Source organism: Stutzerimonas stutzeri (assembly GCF_024448895.1).
Lineage (GTDB): Bacteria > Pseudomonadota > Gammaproteobacteria > Pseudomonadales > Pseudomonadaceae > Stutzerimonas > Stutzerimonas stutzeri_Q.
In genome coordinates this window covers 111,204-127,657 of record NZ_JAMOIC010000006.1, presented here as the reverse complement: position 1 = coordinate 127,657, position 16,454 = coordinate 111,204, and the positions used below count along the sequence as shown (strand labels likewise).

Genomic DNA, 16,454 nt, shown 5'->3' with positions numbered 1-16,454 from the left:
CCTGCCGCCAGGCTGCCGGCGTTGGCTTTACATATCCATTGATGTTCACAGAGGACTGATAAGTCACACAGTGGTTTCGTAATTTTTGAGGTTCATTGCAATTAGCCAAAAGTATAAGTTGGACGAAAGTTGAAAAACCTGCGTTTGAAACACTGTAAGCATCTGATTTTATTGGTGCTATAACAGCCGCATCGCTAATACAGGTCGAATTCGCGCGCATGCGCCTTGGGAAATATGTGGCGAAATGACGCAACTATCCGAATAAAAAAGGCCAGGTTTGAGTTTCAAACCTGGCCTTTACGTAGCTAGCGGGTCTCAGGCGATCAGACCTTGAATTGCCTGAGCAGGCGGTTCAGGCGCTCGGCCAACTCTCCAAGCTGCTTGCCGGCTGCGCTGGATTGCTCAGCAGCAAGAGTACTTTGCTGCGCCAATCCGGCTGCTTGAGTAACGTTCTGGTTGATGTCCTCCACTACGTGGGTCTGCTGCAGCGTTGCGCTCGCAATTGAGGCGTTCAATCCCGACAGGTTGCGCAGGGCTTGAGCGATCTGTCCTAGGCTCTCGCCAGCCTGACTGGCTTGTTCAACCGTTGCCTGGGAGGCGCGGCTGCTTTTCGTGATGACGGTGACAGCTGCGCTGGAGTTCTTCTGCAGCCGCTCGATCATGGTATGGATCTCGGCGGTCGAGGTCTGAGTGCGCTGAGCCAGCAGGCGAACCTCGTCAGCCACGACAGCGAAGCCCCGACCCTGCTCACCGGCGCGTGCGGCCTCGATTGCCGCGTTCAGGGCGAGGAGGTTGGTCTGGTCCGCAATGGACCCGATCACTTCAAGCACCGAGCCGATCTGAGTAGTTTCATCCGCCAGCGACTGGATCACACCAACCGCCTCATTGATGGTGGTTGAAAGCTGATCAATCTGCAGGAGGCTGGCCTCGATGTTCCGCTGGCCCTGACCGGCTTGCTTCTCCGCCTCGCCCACTTCACTTGAAGCGTGCTCGGCGTTCTTGGCAACTTCCTGAACGGCGTAGGTCACTTCGTTCACTGCGGTCGCGACGAGTTCCATCTGTTGGGATTGCTGCTGGCTCTGTTGATGTGCCTGTCCCGCCAGTCCGCCTAGGGCGCTGGACGACAGCTCCAGGGAACTTGAAGTCTCGAACAGCTGAGCGACTACCGTGCGCAGCTTCTGGGTAAAGGTGTTGAAGTCGCGGCTCAACGTGGTCAGCTCGTCATTACCGGAGACATCGAGGTTACGAGTGAGGTCAGCCTCGCCACTGGCGATGTTGGCCATGGCCTGCATCGAATGGCGCAATGGTTGGGTAATGCTGCGAATCAGGATTGCGACGAGAACGGCCATCAGCGCTGCGATAGCCAGACCTATGAGCGAGAAGCGCACGAGATAGTTACGGAACTCTGCCTCTACGTCATCCACATAGATGCCAGACCCGATGATCCAGCCCCAAGGCTTGAACAGCTCGACATAGGAGATCTTCGGGACCGGGTCCTTCTCACCTGGCTTTGCCCATTGGTAGTCCACCAGTCCAGCACCCTGGAGTTGCGCGACCTTGACCATTTCATTGAAGAGCGCTTTACCGGTCGGGTCCTTGGTTTTGGAAAGGTCCTGACCCTCGAGCTCTGGTTTGATCGGATGCATCACCATGACCGGCTGCATGTCATTGATCCAGAAGTAGTCGTTATGACCATAACGGATCATCCGGATCTGGTCCTTCGCCGCCTTCTGCGCATCGGCAGTGCTCATGCTGCCACTGGCTTCGAGCTTCTGGTAATAGTCGAGCACGCCGCGCGCGGTCTCGACGATGTTCTGCGTCATGACCTCCTTGCCTTTGTAGAGATCGACACGCACCTGTTGAATCATCAACAAACCAAGAATGAATAACATGGCGACAGCTACCAGAGGTATGAGCCACAGACGCCTGCTGATCGGAAAATTTCGTAGGATATTCATTGGTTTGTAAGCTCCTGTTAAAGCAGATCGTCTTTATTATTCGAATAGTTATGAGCGCGGCGGAACGGTCTGCTTCGCAACACCGGCTACGGAAGCGGCAATTTGATATGGCCCATCGAATAGTGTTTCGGCAGTTGGAGGGAAAAGATGAGGGTTGCAACGATGAGGCACTGAATTTACGTGCTCCAAGCGAGTCAGAACAGCGCTCAGATGGCTATCTGACATATACCTTAGTTGCATATTCATGCGCGGTGATTGGCACCGTTATCGAGGAGTAGATGGATCTTTGGATTGCCTTTCAGGCATTGCTTCTAGGCGTGGTAGAGGGCATTACGGAGTTTTTGCCCATTTCCAGCACCGGGCATCAGATCATCGTCGCCGACCTCATCGGCTTTGGTGGGGAGCGCGCGTTGGCCTTCAACATCATCATCCAGCTTGGTGCGATCCTGGCAGTCGTTTGGGAGTACCGTCGCAAGATCGTTGATGTAGTGATCGGGCTGCCTAAAGAGAAACAGGCGCAGAAGTTCACAGCGAACCTGCTCGTTGCGTTCTTTCCGGCGGTCGTTCTGGGAGTGACTTTTGCTGACCTGATTCACGAATACCTGTTCAACCCGATCACGGTTGCCGCCGCGTTGGTAGTGGGCGGGGTGGTGATGCTATGGGCCGAAAAGCGTCAACATGAAGTACAGGCCGAGACTGTTGACGATATGCACTGGACCCACGCCCTGAAGGTCGGGTTTGCTCAGTGCCTGGCACTCATTCCGGGCACGTCTCGCTCGGGCGCGACCATCATTGGTGGGCTGCTGTTCGGGTTATCGCGCAAGGCCGCAACTGAGTTTTCTTTCTTTCTGGCAATGCCCACCATGGTCGGTGCAGCGGTCTATTCGGGCTACAAATACCGCGAACTGTTTACGCCGGGGGATTTTCCGGTATTTGCGATTGGCTTCGTTACCTCGTTCATATTCGCGATGCTGGCGGTACGAGCGTTGCTGAAATTTATAGGTAACCATAGCTACGCGGCATTTGCCTGGTATCGAATCATCTTCGGCATCATCATCCTGGCCACCTGGCAGTTCAGCCTGATCGACTGGAGTACCGCGGCAGGCTGATGCGCCCGCAGAAGATTGCTCAAGGAGCGCCCGTGCAGACATACGAACATCAGCTTTTGCCGGTCAACGACATCACACTCAGCCTTTATAGCGCCGGCCCTGCAGATGGACCCGTCGTCTGGTTGCTGCACGGTTTTCCAGAAAGCTGGTTTTCGTGGCGTCACCAGATTCAGGCGCTGGTAGAAGCAGGCTTTCGGGTCTTGGTGCCGGAGATGCGCGGCTATGGGCAAACCAGCGCGCCGGATGACATCGCCGCGTATGACCTCATTACGGTTTGTAGCGATATCCAGGCGGCGATGGACCTGCTCGGGCAGCACAGGGTAGCGGTGGTAGGGCACGACTGGGGCGCACCGGTTGCATGGCATCTGGCGCTGCTGGAGCCGGAGCGGGTACAAGTCGTTGGTGCCATGGCCGTCCCCTACGGCGGGCGCCCGAAAAAGCCCGCCATCGAAATGATCCGCAGCCAGTTTGCGGATCGCTTCAACTACATCCTCTATTTTCAGCAGCCGGGGGTTGCCGAAGCCGAGCTGAATCAGGACATCCCACGGACGTTGCGAATGATGATGCACAACACATCGGCCGCAGTACCAAAGGACTTTTTTCTGCAGGAGAAGCCAGCCGGCAGCCTGCTACACGAAGGCATGCAGGACCCGGGTTCACCCCCTGACTGGTGTGATCAGGATGCGTTCGCCGTTTACGTTCGCACGTTCGAGGGGCGTGGTTTTGGTGGCGCGCTCAACTGGTACCGGAATTTCGAGCGCACCTGGGAACGGACGGCACCTCTGGCTGGCCGCAAGATCATGCAGCCTGCATTATTTCTGCTCGGTGACAAAGACCCAGTCGGTACGCTCGAAGCCCACACACTAAAGAAGATGCCTAAATGGGTACCTGACCTCGAGCAGCACATGCTCGAGCATTGCGGCCACTGGGTGCAGAGTGAACAGCCTGAGCAGGTCAGCAGCCTGTTACTTGGTTTCCTGAAGCGGCGCTATACGGACACCAAGCTAAGCGCTTCCGACAGCTCGCCGGCAATGCAGTGAAGCGGTAGTATTTTCGATTTCGTTACCGGATCACCTGTGCTCATGGAGCTACGCGGCCAACTGAAGAGCTGGAATGACCAGAAAGGTTTTGGCTTCATAAGGCCGGAGCAGGATCGCGAAGAAGTCTTCGCCCATATCTCGGCAATGCGCGGTGCGCGACGCCCCGTGCAGGGTGACCGAGTTCTGTATCTGTGCGAGCGAGCCAAGGATGGCCGTCTGCGCGCTACTCACATTCGCCTGGATGCAGGGCTTTCGATCGACGAACCTGCTATCAGGCGCAAGCCGCTCAAAGCAACGGGGCGGAGCGGCGAACCTGTTCGGCCCGTCGCCCGTGAGCGTCGCAGCCAGGTGATCCGACAGCCGCTTTTGAAGTCGCTGTGGTTTCTCCTGCTCTGTCTCCTTCCGGCCCTCGGCAGTACCCGGTTGGCAGGGCAGGGCATCCACTGGCCGCTGCTTACCTACGGGCTTGGAAGCCTGGTCGCGTTCGCGTTTTATCTGCATGACAAGCGAAGCGCGTTGCGAAGCGCGTTGCGAAGCGGCTGGCGAACGCCAGAGGCGCGACTGCATTTGATCGAGGCGCTTGGAGGTTGGCCTGGCGCTTACGTGGCGCAGCAGCTATTGCGGCACAAGACCCGGAAGTTGTCTTTTCAAGTGCTTTTCTGGCTGATCGTCGTTGCTCATCAAGTGGTGTGGCTCGACTACCTCTATCTCCAACGGCTTCAGCGGTTTCTATTACAGCTTTGAGCGCGGTGATTTCCCTAAGCCGCAATCAAAAACGCCCCGCATAGGCGGGGCGTTCGATGAGGCGACTGTCTTCAGATTACGCCGAGGCTGCGCAGGTAATCGTCGTAAGTGCCGCTGAAATCAGTGACACCCGTGTCGGACAGTTCGATGATCCGTGTCGCCAGCGAGCCGACGAATTCACGGTCATGGCTGACGAAGATCAGTGTGCCTGGATAGTTCTCCAGCGCTAGGTTGAGCGCTTCGATCGATTCCATGTCCAGGTGGTTGGTGGGTTCGTCCATTACCAGCACGTTAGGCTTTTTCAGGATCAGCTTGCCGAACAGCATGCGGCCCTGTTCACCGCCTGAAATCACGCGAACGGATTTGAGGATCTCGTCGTTGGAGAACAGCATGCGACCAAGGGTGCCACGAACGACCTGTTCGCCGCCTTGCGTCCACTGGCCCATCCAGTCGAACAGCGTAACGTCGTCTTCGAAATCATCAGCATGGTCTTGTGCGTAATAGCCAAGTTCGGCGCTTTCGGTCCATTTCACCGAACCGGCATCTGGCTGAAGCTCGCCAACCAGGGTACGCAGCAAAGTAGTCTTGCCGATACCGTTGGGGCCGATGATGGCGACACGTTCGCCGGCTTCGACGGTGAAGCTGAAGTTTTTGAATAGAGTCTTGCCGTCGAACCCTTTGGCCATGTGCTCGACGGTCACAGCCTGGCGATGCAGCTTCTTGGTCTGCTCGAAGCGGATGAATGGGCTGACGCGGCTGGAGGGTTTGACCTCGGCCAGCTGGATCTTGTCGATCTGCTTCGCACGAGACGTGGCCTGCTTGGCCTTCGAAGCGTTGGCCGAGAAGCGGCTAACGAAGGTTTGCAGTTCGGCAATCTGCGCCTTCTTCTTCGCGTTATCGGACAGAAGTTGCTCACGCGACTGGGTTGCCGCAGTCATGTATTCGTCGTAGTTGCCAGGGAACAGGCGGAGCTCACCGTAATCCAGGTCCGCCATGTGCGTGCAGACACTGTTGAGGAAGTGACGGTCGTGGGAAATGATGATCATGGTGCTGTTGCGCACCGTCAGAATATTTTCCAGCCAGCGGATCGTGTTGATGTCCAGGTGGTTGGTTGGCTCGTCGAGTAGCAATACTTCCGGATCGGAAAACAGTGCCTGAGCCAGCAGCACGCGGAGCTTCCAACCCGGCGCGACCTCGCTCATGGGGCCAAAGTGCTGATCAAGTGGTATGCCCAGGCCAAGCAGCAGCTCACCGGCGCGAGATTCGGCCGTGTAGCCGTCCATCTCGGCAAACTCGGTTTCCAGCTCGGCTACCGCCATGCCATCTTCTTCGCTCATTTCCGGCAAGGAATAGATGCGCTCGCGCTCAGCCTTGACCTTCCAGAGTTCCTCGTGGCCCATGATCACCGTATCGATGACGTTGAAATCTTCGTAAGCGAACTGGTCCTGGCGGAGCTTGCCCAGCCGCACATTGGGCTCAAGCATCACCTGGCCAGCCGAAGGTTCAAGATCGCCACCGAGGATCTTCATGAACGTCGACTTGCCGCAGCCGTTGGCACCGATAAGACCGTAGCGGTTGCCGTTGCCGAATTTGACGGAAACGTTTTCGAACAGCGGCTTGGCACCGAACTGCATCGTGATATTGGCGGTTGAAATCAAAGGGTTTACCTATCAATAACTTAGGGCTTGCTGGAGGCCAAATGGCATACGGATTCGGATTCCTTCGGGGAGGAACTGGTCCGCAGGCAGAAGTTGGCGCAGCAATAACGCGCTAGGGCGAGCTGTTGGGGAAAATGCGGGGGTTCATGCCAGACATTGGCCGGTATTGTCGCATAGCTGTGTCTGCAGTTGTATGACGGACCATGAAAGCAAACGCCCCGAACCAGTCGGGGCGTTTGTTTCATCTGTCGATACGTCGTCCAGTCGTTTTCAAGTAACTGGCGACGCCGACATGTTCACTGACGCTTCAGCCTTAAACAGCTACCACGTCGATCTTGGCCTTGGCCGCAGACTCGCGGAACTCGGCGATCTGATCGAAGCTCAGGTAGCGGTAGACGTCAGCCGCCATGGTGTCGATCTGAGCGGCATAAACCATGTACTCCTCGACTGTCGGCAGGCGCCCCAGGATCGACGCGACTGCTGCCAGCTCGGCAGAAGCGAGGTACACGTTGGTTGCGTCGCCAAGGCGGTTCGGGAAGTTACGAGTCGACGTAGAGACGACCGTCGAGCCGGTCTCAACCCGCGCCTGGTTGCCCATGCACAGCGAGCAGCCTGGCATTTCCAAGCGCGCACCAGCGCGGCCGTAGATACCGTAGTAGCCTTCTTCAGTCAGCTGATGCTGGTCCATCTTCGTCGGCGGAGAAAGCCACAGGCGAGTCGGCAGAGCACCTTCAACCTTGTCCAGCAGCTTGCCGGCAGCGCGGAAGTGACCAATGTTGGTCATGCACGAGCCAATGAACACTTCGTCGATCTTCTCGCCCTGAACAGTCGAGAGCAGGCGAGCGTCGTCCGGGTCGTTCGGTGCACAGAGCACAGGCTCGTTGACTTCGGACAGGTCGATCTCGATGATCTCTGCGTATTCGGCGTCGGCATCGGCAGCCAGCAGTTCTGGGTTGGCCAACCAGGCCTCCATGGCCTGCGCGCGACGCTCCAGGGTGCGAGCATCGCCGTAGCCTTCACTGATCATCCAGCGCAGCAGGGTGATGTTCGACTTCAGGTACTCAGCGATTGCATCTTCCGGCAGCTTGATAGTGCAACCTGCAGCAGAGCGCTCAGCAGAGGCATCAGACAGCTCGAACGCTTGCTCTACGGTTAGGTCGTTCAGGCCTTCTATCTCGAGAATACGGCCAGAGAAGATGTTCTTCTTGCCCTTCTTCTCGACAGTCAGCAGACCTTTCTGGATGGCGTAGTAGGGGATCGCATGAACCAGGTCGCGCAAGGTGATGCCGGGCTGCATCTTGCCCTTGAAGCGAACCAGTACCGACTCTGGCATGTCCAGCGGCATGACGCCTGTGGCAGCTGCGAAGGCCACCAGGCCAGAACCAGCCGGGAAGGAAATGCCCATCGGGAAGCGGGTGTGCGAGTCGCCACCGGTACCGACGGTGTCCGGCAGCAGCATGCGGTTCAGCCAGCTGTGGATGATGCCGTCACCCGGACGCAGGGACACACCACCGCGAGTCATGATGAAGTCGGGCAGGGTGTGGTGAGTAGTGACGTCGATCGGCTTCGGATAAGCCGCGGTATGGCAAAAGGACTGCATGACCAGATCAGCCGAGAAGCCCAGGCAAGCCAGGTCCTTCAGCTCGTCGCGGGTCATTGGGCCGGTAGTGTCCTGGGAGCCGACGGTGGTCATCTTTGGTTCGCAGTAGGTGCCCGGACGGACGCCTTTGCCTTCTGGCAGGCCGCAGGCGCGACCGACCATCTTCTGTGCGAGGGTAAAGCCCTTGTTGCTCTCGGCAGGGGCTTCGGGCTTCTTGAACAGGTCAGTTGGGCCCATGCCCAGTTCGGCACGTGCTTTCTCGGTCAGGCCGCGGCCGATGATCAGCGGGATACGGCCGCCAGCGCGAACTTCGTCGAGCAGGACGTCGGTCTTGAGCTGGAATGTAGTGACCAGTTCATCGCTGCCGTGACGGCGGACTTCGCCCTTGTACGGGTAGACGTCGATGATGTCGCCCATAGCCAGATCGGAGCAATCGAACTCGATTGGCAGTGCGCCGGCGTCTTCCATGGTGTTGTAGAAGATCGGGGCAATCTTGGTGCCAAAGCAGAAACCGCCGGCACGCTTGTTCGGCACATTGGGGATGTCATCACCAAAGAACCACAGCACCGAGTTGGTAGCGGACTTGCGCGAGGAACCGGTACCGACCACGTCACCGACATAGGCGACCGGGAAGCCTTTGGTGGCCAGTTCTTCCATCTGCTTGAGCGGGCCGACTGAGCCAGGGGCGTCAGGGGTGATACCGTCGCGAGCCATCTTGAGCATGGCCAGGGCGTGCAGCGGGATGTCCGGGCGCGACCAGGCGTCAGGTGCCGGGGACAGGTCGTCGGTGTTGGTTTCGCCAGTGACCTTGAATACGGTCAGGGTGACTTTTTCAGCAACCGGTGCGCGATTCTTGAACCACTCGCCTTCGGCCCAGGACTGCAGAACGGCTTTGGCGTTGGCATTGCCCGCCTTGGCTTTTTCCGCGACGTCGTGAAACGCATCGAACATCAGCAGGGTGTGCTTCAGTTGCTTGGCGGTGGTATCAGAGAGCTCCGCGTCGTCCAGAAGGTCAACCAGCGTGACGATGTTGTAACCGCCCTGCATGGTGCCCAGCAATTCTACAGCGTGCTGCTTGCTGATCAGCGGCGAAGTGGCTTCGCCCTTGGCGACGGCGGCGAGGAAGCCGGCCTTGACATAGGCAGCCTCGTCCACGCCAGCGGGAACGCGGTTGGTGATCAGATCGAGGAGGAATTGTTCTTCGCCGGCTGGCGGGTTCTTCAGGAGGTCGACCAGGCCAGCGGTCTGTTCGGCGTTGAGCGGCTGGGGCACGACGCCCTGGGCGGCACGCTCTTCTACGTGTTTGCGATAGGCTTCAAGCACAGTTATATACCCTCATCATTGGTCCCTTGGGTGTTTCGGGACGCGCATCCGGAAGCTGTTTTCAAAGTTTTACGCCGGCGGAGAGCGGATGCGCAGGAGAGAGGGATCTGCGCATCCGACGATGGCCGGTTAACTGTGCTCGTGACGCTTTGAAAACAGCTTCTTACGGATTGTGTCGCCTAAAACGGCGGGCCGATTCTACTGGAACGGGCCCACAAAGTTAAGCGAAAGCCCAGTGGCCTCTATTTGCGGCCTTGCTCCGGGCCGGATGCAGTGAGGTGCTGAGCGCCACTATCCGCGGGGTTTGCCGCGTTTTTGGCGGGCGTGGCTGTCATTGTTCAGTGACCCGGCTAGGACAAAAGTCTAAGATGCGCCGCTGTCCTCGGATCCATCGTCTGCCATGTCAAATCAGCGAATCAAAACTCCCTGCGTAGGTCTTTGCTCGACCGTTTATGGCGATCTCGTCTGCCGAGGTTGCAAGCGTTTTCACCACGAAGTGGTGAACTGGAACGGCTACAGCGAGGAAGGCAAGCGCTCGGTATGGCACCGCCTTGAAGTTTTGCTGGCGCAGGTAATGGCCGCCAAGCTTGAGGTATTCGATCCGATGTTGCTGCGCAGTCAGCTGGAGAGCAGGCAAATTCGCTTCGTCGCCGATCAGTCTCCCTACTGTTGGGCTTATCACCTCATCGCGCGCGGCGCGCGGGTCATTCAGCAGCTTGACGCCTATGGCGTGGTTCTCATGCCGGAGTTTCGCGACTGGTCCTTGCCGGAGCTTCGTGACGCCATCGACCGGGAGTTCTTTCTCCTTTCCGAAGCCCACTACCATCGCTACATAGCGCCGCGGTTTCTTGACGATACGGCGCCATAACCGGAAGGTGAGGGCGGTCGCTCCCGCGGCCAAGCCCTCAGCGCTGTGCGACCAACTCCTCCAGATGGTCGATGATGTCATCGGGTTTCAGTACCAGCACGTCACTTTCCAGCGCGTCGAGCACCACTTCCGCGGTGTTGCCCATCAATACGCCAGAGAACCCGGTTCGCGCCACGGTACCGATCACCGTGACGACCGCCTGAAGCTGATGGCAGACACGCGGAATCAAGGCGTCTGCAGGACCTTCTTCGATGTGCAGCTGGCCGTCGGGAATATCGTACTCATCCTGAAATCTTCGGCAGGCGGTGCGGTAGCGTGCCTCGATCGTTTCCTTCAACTGGAATGCCGGATCGGCGGCCGAGAGCATCGCCGACGGATGCGCGCTGATTACATGAAGTGTGCCTTCGGCAAGAGAGGCGATTTCATAGCCATGATTGACGATGCTGGCGTGGAGCGTGCGGTGCTCGATATCGGCATTACCCACATCCACCGCGGCCAAGATGTTGCCCCCTGTCCAGGGTGCTTCGGTTTTAACCATCAGCACCGGGCAAGGACAATAGCGCAACAGCTTCCAGTCATCAGGCGTCAGCAAGGCGCGCTTGAGAGGGTTGTCGGCGACATGCTGTTTGATGACCAGGCCGCATCCTTCGGCTTGCTGGACCGCGATGATGGTCTGATGCAGGTTGTCATGCCATGCCTGCTGAGCGGTCACGACGTGGCCCTGATTTTCCAGTTCAGATCGCAAGCCATCGAGATAATCGTGGTGATCCTGTTTGGCCTCACAGATCAGCAAATGAAGTCTGGATTGGCTGACGCTGGAAATCAGACGTGCACGTTTGAGTGCGAGATTTTCTGAAAGCTTCGGGTCAATTATCACGAGAATACAGCGTATCGCTTGCATGATCGGCTCCGTTTCGATGATCGGATGGACTGACTATAGACAAGGGCGCCGCAGGGGCCACTGATCTATATCAAGCAACGCTGGCTGTGCCAGAAAGCACTCGTATAATGCATGCCCGTCGCTCGTCATCGAGCGCATCGCTAGCCAAATCACCTTTACGAATGTCCGGACCTCATGCTTCCCGAACTGAATGACTTCCTTGGCTGCACGACGCCCCCGGCATGGGTCGACGCTGCACTGCAAAATCAGGACGTGATGCTTATCGATCACGGCAACTGTGAAAAAAAGGCTGCCGGAGCCGCCTTCCAGCTGATGTTCAGGTATGTCGACAAACCCGACCTTCAGAACAAGATGTCGCGTCTGGCCCGTGAGGAGTTGCGGCACTTCGAGCAGGTGCTTTCGATCATCCGCAAACGTGAGATCAGCCTGCGTAACATTGGATCTTCCCGCTATGCCGCGGGATTGCGCGAACTGGTTCGAAACCACGAGCCTTATCGGCTCACTGACACCCTGGTGATCGGGGCTTTTATCGAGGCCCGATCCTGCGAGCGCTTTGCCATGCTGGTCCCGCATCTGGACGATGAACTAGGCAAGTTCTATCACGGACTGCTGAAATCCGAAGCGAGGCATTTCCAGGATTATCTGAAGCTTGCCTATCTTTACGGGGACGCTGCGGACATCGATGCGACCATCATTCGCGTGCGAGAACGCGAGCGCGAACTGATCGAAAGCCCGGACCGCGAGTTCCGTTTCCACAGTGGCGTACCGAGCGCTGTCTGAGGCATCAGGTCAGTTCGAACGGTGCCTGATGAAAGCCTGAGTGATCGATTTGCAGTGCCCATCCCTGCCTGTCCCAGTCGCCCAGCACCATTCGCCGCGCGGCCTGTCCATCGATATCCAGCGCGTGTGTGGCGGGTCGGTGGGTGTGGCCGTGGATCAGGGTCGCCACTTTGTGGCGCCGCATGACTCGGACGACTTCGTCAGGCGTGACGTCGACGATGTCGCTGGCCTTCATGCGGGTTTCTTCCTTGCTGCTGGATCTGAGCTTCTGCGCGAGTTTTTGACGCTTGGCCAATGACAAGTTGTGCAGGATGAACAGGCTGACCGGATTGCGCAGCCAGCGTCTGAGCCGCATGTAGCCTTCATCGCGGGTGCACAGGCTATCGCCGTGCATGAGCAGTATCCGCTCACCGCTCAGGTTCACCACATGGGGATCGGCGAGCAGCGTGCAGCCAGCCTCGCGGCAGAACGCCTTGCCGATCATGAAGTCACGGTTCCCATGCATCAAGTAGATGCGGGTTCCAGTGAGGCTCAGTGATTTCATTGCGCTGGCGATCTCGTGCTGGAAAGGCGTCATGCCGTCATCGCCGACCCATACCTCGAAGAAGTCGCCCAGGATGTAGAGCGCGTCCGCTTGCCGGGCTCTGGTCTCCAGAAAACGGAGCAACGCCCGGGTAATGTCCGGGCGTTTCTCTTCCAGATGCAGATCTGAAATCAGCAGAATCAACGGGATTACTCGACGATCTCGGCTTTTTCGATCACTACGTCTTCTACCGGAACGTCCTGGTGCCCGGACTTCATGGTGGTAGGCACGCCCTTGATCTTTTCGACCACGTCCATGCCTTCGACTACTTCGCCAAACACCGTGTAGCCCCAGCCCTGAACCGTTGGAGCGGTATGGTCGAGGAAGTCGTTGTCCTTTACGTTAATGAAGAACTGTGCGGATGCCGAGTGCGGCTCCATGGTGCGCGCCATGGCCAGCGTGCCGATCTTGTTGGATAGACCGTTGTTGGCTTCGTTCTTGATCTGGCCACGGGTGGCTTTCTGCTTCATGCCGGCCTCGAAACCGCCGCCCTGGATCATGAAGTTGCTGATCACGCGGTGGAAGACGGTGCCGTCGTAGTGGCCGCTCTTCACGTATTCCTTGAAGTTGGCGGTGGTCTCCGGCGCTTTGTCTTCGAACAGCTTGACGGTGATAACGCCATGATTGGTATGCAGCTTGATCATTGAAAGCCTTCCTAATGTAGAGGGGGAATGTGTCGCGACAACGCGACCGGCACGATGGCCCTGGGAAGCCGCTGCTGTAGCGCATGGCGCGGCAGGGCGCTTTGCTCTGTCAGGGGGTTGACGGGTCCGCTATGATAAGCGCTTTGGTGCGACACGTGTGTACGTGTTGTGCTTGGTCTGGTTCACTGCACCATAGCTCCAAATCCTTTGCTATCAAGGGGTTAATGCTTAAAACAGCAGTCAATGTACCCGGCTCTGCCTGGTAATCCTAGCTTCGGACGCTATGCGTTCTGACGAAGCTAGGCAAGAAATCTGCATCAGTTCATACCCTAAATGGGTTAAGAATGGGTGTAGAAAACCAGAAAGTAGCTCTCCGGTCCGCCTGGATTGTTACAAATAATGTCTAAGCCTGAGGGTGAATTTTGCCCTTAGGGTAGAAATTCGTCCCTCTCGTTCGGCATAGCGCCTTTATCACCGTCGTGAGACGTTGGGGGACGTTGAACCAAGTACGGAGCGTCAAGCTCCGAATCGCATTGCTCAACTCTGCTTGTAAAGGGAGTACCGAGCCTGGCGTGTACCCGCCAGTTCATTAGATCGGCATGCGTCAGGGGCCAACCCTGGGGTGTGAAGCCCGATTAACAATGTCTTGCTCATTTAGAGGGTGTTATCCGGTGACGGAGAACGCTATGCGTCCGAATTGCACGGACGTAACGAGGCTAATGACCCAACCCGCATGGCTAACGCATGTGAATCGTCGCCAGAACCCTCGTAACTATCGACGGGCCTACGGCAATTATTGGCCTCAGCCAAACGGCACAGCAGTTGGCATCACAGTCAAAGCTTGTGATGCGGTACCACACAACTGTCGGGGGATAGACGAAGCCTAAACGGGGAATTGATGCGGCTCGGGGAACGTGGCAATCCCGACCACTCGCCTGGCCAGCAGTATCGGTCAGGCAGGCAAACCGCAAGGGGCGCTGATGGGTGTGGGGAATGGGAGGATGCAAAAAGCGAAGGGCCGCCTGTAATGGGCTGCATACCGGTTGAGACATTACCGGCAGGGGCAACCCTGGCTGACGTGCATTTGGTTTACGAGCGCAAGAAGAGCCGCTGATTCCAGCGATAACCAAACGACCCTATGGGCGACTACTGCCCATAGGGGAGTAGTCCGTCCTGAATGTCGTGCATATCAGGAGGACTGTATGAAAACGCAACCAGCAATAGCGGTCGCCTCTGCGCCTTCTGGCGGAATGACGAACTGGCACGATCTCGATTGGGCCAGGATTCAACAATCCGTTCGGAAAACGCAGCTAAAGATTGCGCAGGCAACGAGGGAAAGCGACTGGCGCAGGGTTAAACGCCTGCAACGACTGCTGACCCACTCGTTTTATGGCCGCTGTCTGGCCGTAAGGCGAGTCACGGAGAACCGGGGTCGCAAGACGCCGGGTGTCGATGGAGAAACCTGGGGAACGCCTCAGGCCAAGCTCCATGCTGTGGGACGTCTGTCGAAACAACGAGGTTATCGGCCAAAGCCGCTGCGGCGGGTGTGGATACCGAAGCCTGGAAAGTATGAGAAGCGCCCGCTGGGCATCCCGACGATGTTGGATCGGGCCATGCAAGCGCTGTATCTGCAAGCGTTGGAGCCTGTTGTGGAAAGCACCAGCGATCCGAAGTCCTATGGATTTCGTCCGGATCGTTCGACTGCTGACGCAATGGTCGAGCTTTTCCACCTGCTGTCGCCGCAAACGGCGCCAGTCTGGATTCTGGAAGGCGACATCAAAGGTTTCTTCGATAACATCAACCATGAATGGCTGTGCCGGAATGTCCCGATGGATAAGACGGTGCTGCGCAAGTGGTTGAGGGCCGGGTTTATCGACCGGCGACAACTCATGGCTACGGAGGCCGGGACGCCGCAGGGAGGGATCATCTCACCCTGTCTGGCTAACGCCACCCTGAATGGCTTGGAAACCCAGCTGAAGCGCCATCTGGTGCAGAAGTTGGGGCCCAAAAAAGCCAAGAAGCTCAAAGTGCAGTGTGTGCGCTATGCGGATGACTTTGTCATCACGGCTGCCTCGAAAGAGCTGCTGGAAGAGGAGGTCAAACCTTGGGTGGAGCAATTCCTGTCGGTACGAGGGGTTGCGCTGTCACGGGAAAAAACGCAGATCACGCACATCCACCAAGGCTTCGATTTTCTGGGGTGGAATTTCAGGAAGTACGTGCCGAAATCGCTGCATAGGAACGCCAAGCTGTTGATCAAACCCTCGAAGAAGAACGCCTCGGCGTTCTATCGGAAAGTGCGGGAAATCATCAAAAACAGCGGGGCCCTGACGCAGGATGCGTTGATCGGCCAGCTGAACCCGGTACTGAAGGGGTGGGCGCAATACCACTCCCCGGTCGTGGCAAAACAAGCCTTCAGTAAGCTGGATAGCCTTCTTTTCTGGCGACTCTGGAGGTGGGCGAAGCGGAGGCATTCGAAGAAGTCGGCTGAATGGATCAGGAATAAATACTTCCGATCCATAGGCGGGCAGAACTGGGTGTTTGCGCATCCCTACAAAAATGGCAAGGGAGAAAGGCATTACCGACGGCTGTACAAGCTGGCGGAAACCGCAATCGTGCGCCACAAGCGTTTACCGGGTGAGTATCAGCCCTACGACGCGGCGCATGAGCTGAAGTGGGAGGCGTTGAGGGTCCAACGGATGCAGCACAAGCTGCGTTATCGGGGGCAGATACTCAATATCTTTCGCAGACAGAAGGGGCTTTGTGCCCTGTGCGGGCATGCGATCAGTAAGGAAACCGGTTGGCACGACCATCACGTCATCAGGCGTGTGGACGGCGGGACGGATACTTTGAGGAACCGTGTGCTGCTTCATCCCAACTGCCATGCGCTGGTGCATAGCCAGCGTGAAAAGGTAACTCTGCGATACGGTGGTCTGGAATGTTAAGATCACGCGACATTGTTGCCGGTCAGCCATCAGCTGACTTTTCGTAAACTTGAGCCGTATGCGGTGAAAGCCGCACGTACGGTTCTTAGGGGGGGACGGGCCAGTAATGGCCTGTCCCTACCCGACATTTGGCCGGCCTACCCTGAGAAAAGTTTACGAATTACTGCGCTCGGCCATGCCGCGTTGAAACCAGTCTCAAAATGCTCATGTACAAACAGTACATTCCGTTTTTTTGACTGATTTCGCCTTGCCTGGCCATCGCTCGCTACTTTTGTAAACCTCTCTCTGAGCCGCACACTCGCAG

At 57.3% G+C, this 16,454-nt stretch carries 12 protein-coding genes; 6 read left to right on the top strand and 6 right to left on the bottom strand.

Annotated features, from left to right (window positions below; translation table 11 throughout):
• Window positions 1–323 precede the first annotated feature (323 nt).
• A complete protein-coding gene (locus tag NA619_RS09395; RefSeq protein ID WP_255961591.1) occupies window positions 324–1,958 on the bottom strand; it encodes a methyl-accepting chemotaxis protein in 1,635 nt (544 codons plus the stop codon).
• A gap of 278 nt (window positions 1,959–2,236) precedes the next feature.
• Between NA619_RS09395 and NA619_RS09390 the strand changes: the two genes are divergently transcribed.
• Genes NA619_RS09390 through NA619_RS09380 form a run of 3 tightly spaced genes read left to right on the top strand, consistent with a single transcriptional unit; the run spans window position 2,237 to window position 4,851 of the window.
• Entirely contained in the window at window positions 2,237–3,067 is an 831-nt protein-coding gene (locus NA619_RS09390) for an undecaprenyl-diphosphate phosphatase (RefSeq protein ID WP_255961590.1), read from the top strand.
• A gap of 32 nt (window positions 3,068–3,099) precedes the next feature.
• Window positions 3,100–4,107, top strand: coding sequence for an alpha/beta fold hydrolase (locus NA619_RS09385; protein ID WP_255961589.1), 1,008 nt, complete (start codon window positions 3,100–3,102; stop codon window positions 4,105–4,107).
• Between the two features lie 42 nt (window positions 4,108–4,149).
• A complete protein-coding gene (locus NA619_RS09380) occupies window positions 4,150–4,851 on the top strand; it encodes a DUF1294 domain-containing protein (RefSeq protein WP_255961759.1) in 702 nt (233 codons plus the stop codon).
• 71 nt (window positions 4,852–4,922) lie between these two features.
• Here the strand turns inward: NA619_RS09380 and NA619_RS09375 are convergent, their stop codons facing one another.
• Both NA619_RS09375 and acnB read right to left on the bottom strand, forming a co-directional pair.
• The gene (locus NA619_RS09375; RefSeq protein WP_255961588.1) at window positions 4,923–6,509 is read right to left on the bottom strand and encodes an ABC-F family ATPase; all 1,587 of its coding nucleotides are present in this window, start codon (window positions 6,507–6,509) and stop codon (window positions 4,923–4,925) included.
• 313 nt (window positions 6,510–6,822) lie between these two features.
• Window positions 6,823–9,432, bottom strand: coding sequence for a bifunctional aconitate hydratase 2/2-methylisocitrate dehydratase (gene acnB, locus NA619_RS09370; protein ID WP_255961587.1), 2,610 nt, complete (start codon window positions 9,430–9,432; stop codon window positions 6,823–6,825).
• 400 nt (window positions 9,433–9,832) lie between these two features.
• Here acnB and NA619_RS09365 point away from each other — a divergent pair, with 400 nt between their 5' ends.
• Window positions 9,833–10,300 (top strand): DUF1289 domain-containing protein, encoded by a 468-nt coding sequence (locus NA619_RS09365; protein ID WP_255961586.1) that lies wholly within the window; start codon window positions 9,833–9,835, stop codon window positions 10,298–10,300.
• A gap of 37 nt (window positions 10,301–10,337) precedes the next feature.
• Here NA619_RS09365 and NA619_RS09360 read toward each other — a convergent pair whose 3' ends face one another.
• Entirely contained in the window at window positions 10,338–11,201 is an 864-nt protein-coding gene (locus NA619_RS09360; protein ID WP_255961585.1) for a universal stress protein, read from the bottom strand.
• Window positions 11,202–11,375: 174 nt separating this feature from the next.
• Between NA619_RS09360 and NA619_RS09355 the strand changes: the two genes are divergently transcribed.
• Complete coding sequence (locus tag NA619_RS09355; protein ID WP_255961584.1) at window positions 11,376–11,981, top strand: tRNA-(ms[2]io[6]A)-hydroxylase; 606 nt, start codon at window positions 11,376–11,378, stop codon at window positions 11,979–11,981.
• A 4-nt stretch (window positions 11,982–11,985) separates the two neighbouring features.
• Here NA619_RS09355 and lpxH read toward each other — a convergent pair whose 3' ends face one another.
• Together lpxH and NA619_RS09345 are read right to left on the bottom strand one after the other, a co-directional pair.
• Window positions 11,986–12,708 (bottom strand): UDP-2,3-diacylglucosamine diphosphatase, encoded by a 723-nt coding sequence (gene lpxH / locus NA619_RS09350; protein ID WP_255961583.1) that lies wholly within the window; start codon window positions 12,706–12,708, stop codon window positions 11,986–11,988.
• Window positions 12,709–12,713: 5 nt separating this feature from the next.
• On the bottom strand, window positions 12,714–13,208 hold the full coding sequence (locus NA619_RS09345) for a peptidylprolyl isomerase (RefSeq protein ID WP_255961582.1): 495 nt from the start codon (window positions 13,206–13,208) through the stop codon (window positions 12,714–12,716).
• A gap of 1,202 nt (window positions 13,209–14,410) precedes the next feature.
• On the opposite strand from NA619_RS09345, the gene ltrA reads away from it, so the two are divergent.
• A complete protein-coding gene (gene ltrA, locus NA619_RS09340; protein WP_255961581.1) occupies window positions 14,411–16,150 on the top strand; it encodes a group II intron reverse transcriptase/maturase in 1,740 nt (579 codons plus the stop codon).
• Window positions 16,151–16,454: the final 304 nt, after the last annotated feature.

Bases quoted from the DNA above. Each gene is read 5' to 3' on its own strand.
- NA619_RS09345 (WP_255961582.1), bottom strand. From the start codon at position 13,208: ATGATCAAGCTGCATACCAATCATGGCGTTATCACCGTCAAGCTGTTC.
- ltrA (WP_255961581.1), top strand. From the start codon at position 14,411: ATGAAAACGCAACCAGCAATAGCGGTCGCCTCTGCGCCTTCTGGCGGA.
- NA619_RS09390 (WP_255961590.1), top strand. From the start codon at position 2,237: ATGGATCTTTGGATTGCCTTTCAGGCATTGCTTCTAGGCGTGGTAGAG.
- NA619_RS09355 (WP_255961584.1), top strand. From the start codon at position 11,376: ATGCTTCCCGAACTGAATGACTTCCTTGGCTGCACGACGCCCCCGGCA.
- NA619_RS09360 (WP_255961585.1), bottom strand. From the start codon at position 11,201: ATGCAAGCGATACGCTGTATTCTCGTGATAATTGACCCGAAGCTTTCA.
- NA619_RS09365 (WP_255961586.1), top strand. From the start codon at position 9,833: ATGTCAAATCAGCGAATCAAAACTCCCTGCGTAGGTCTTTGCTCGACC.
- NA619_RS09380 (WP_255961759.1), top strand. From the start codon at position 4,150: ATGGAGCTACGCGGCCAACTGAAGAGCTGGAATGACCAGAAAGGTTTT.
- NA619_RS09395 (WP_255961591.1), bottom strand. From the start codon at position 1,958: ATGAATATCCTACGAAATTTTCCGATCAGCAGGCGTCTGTGGCTCATA.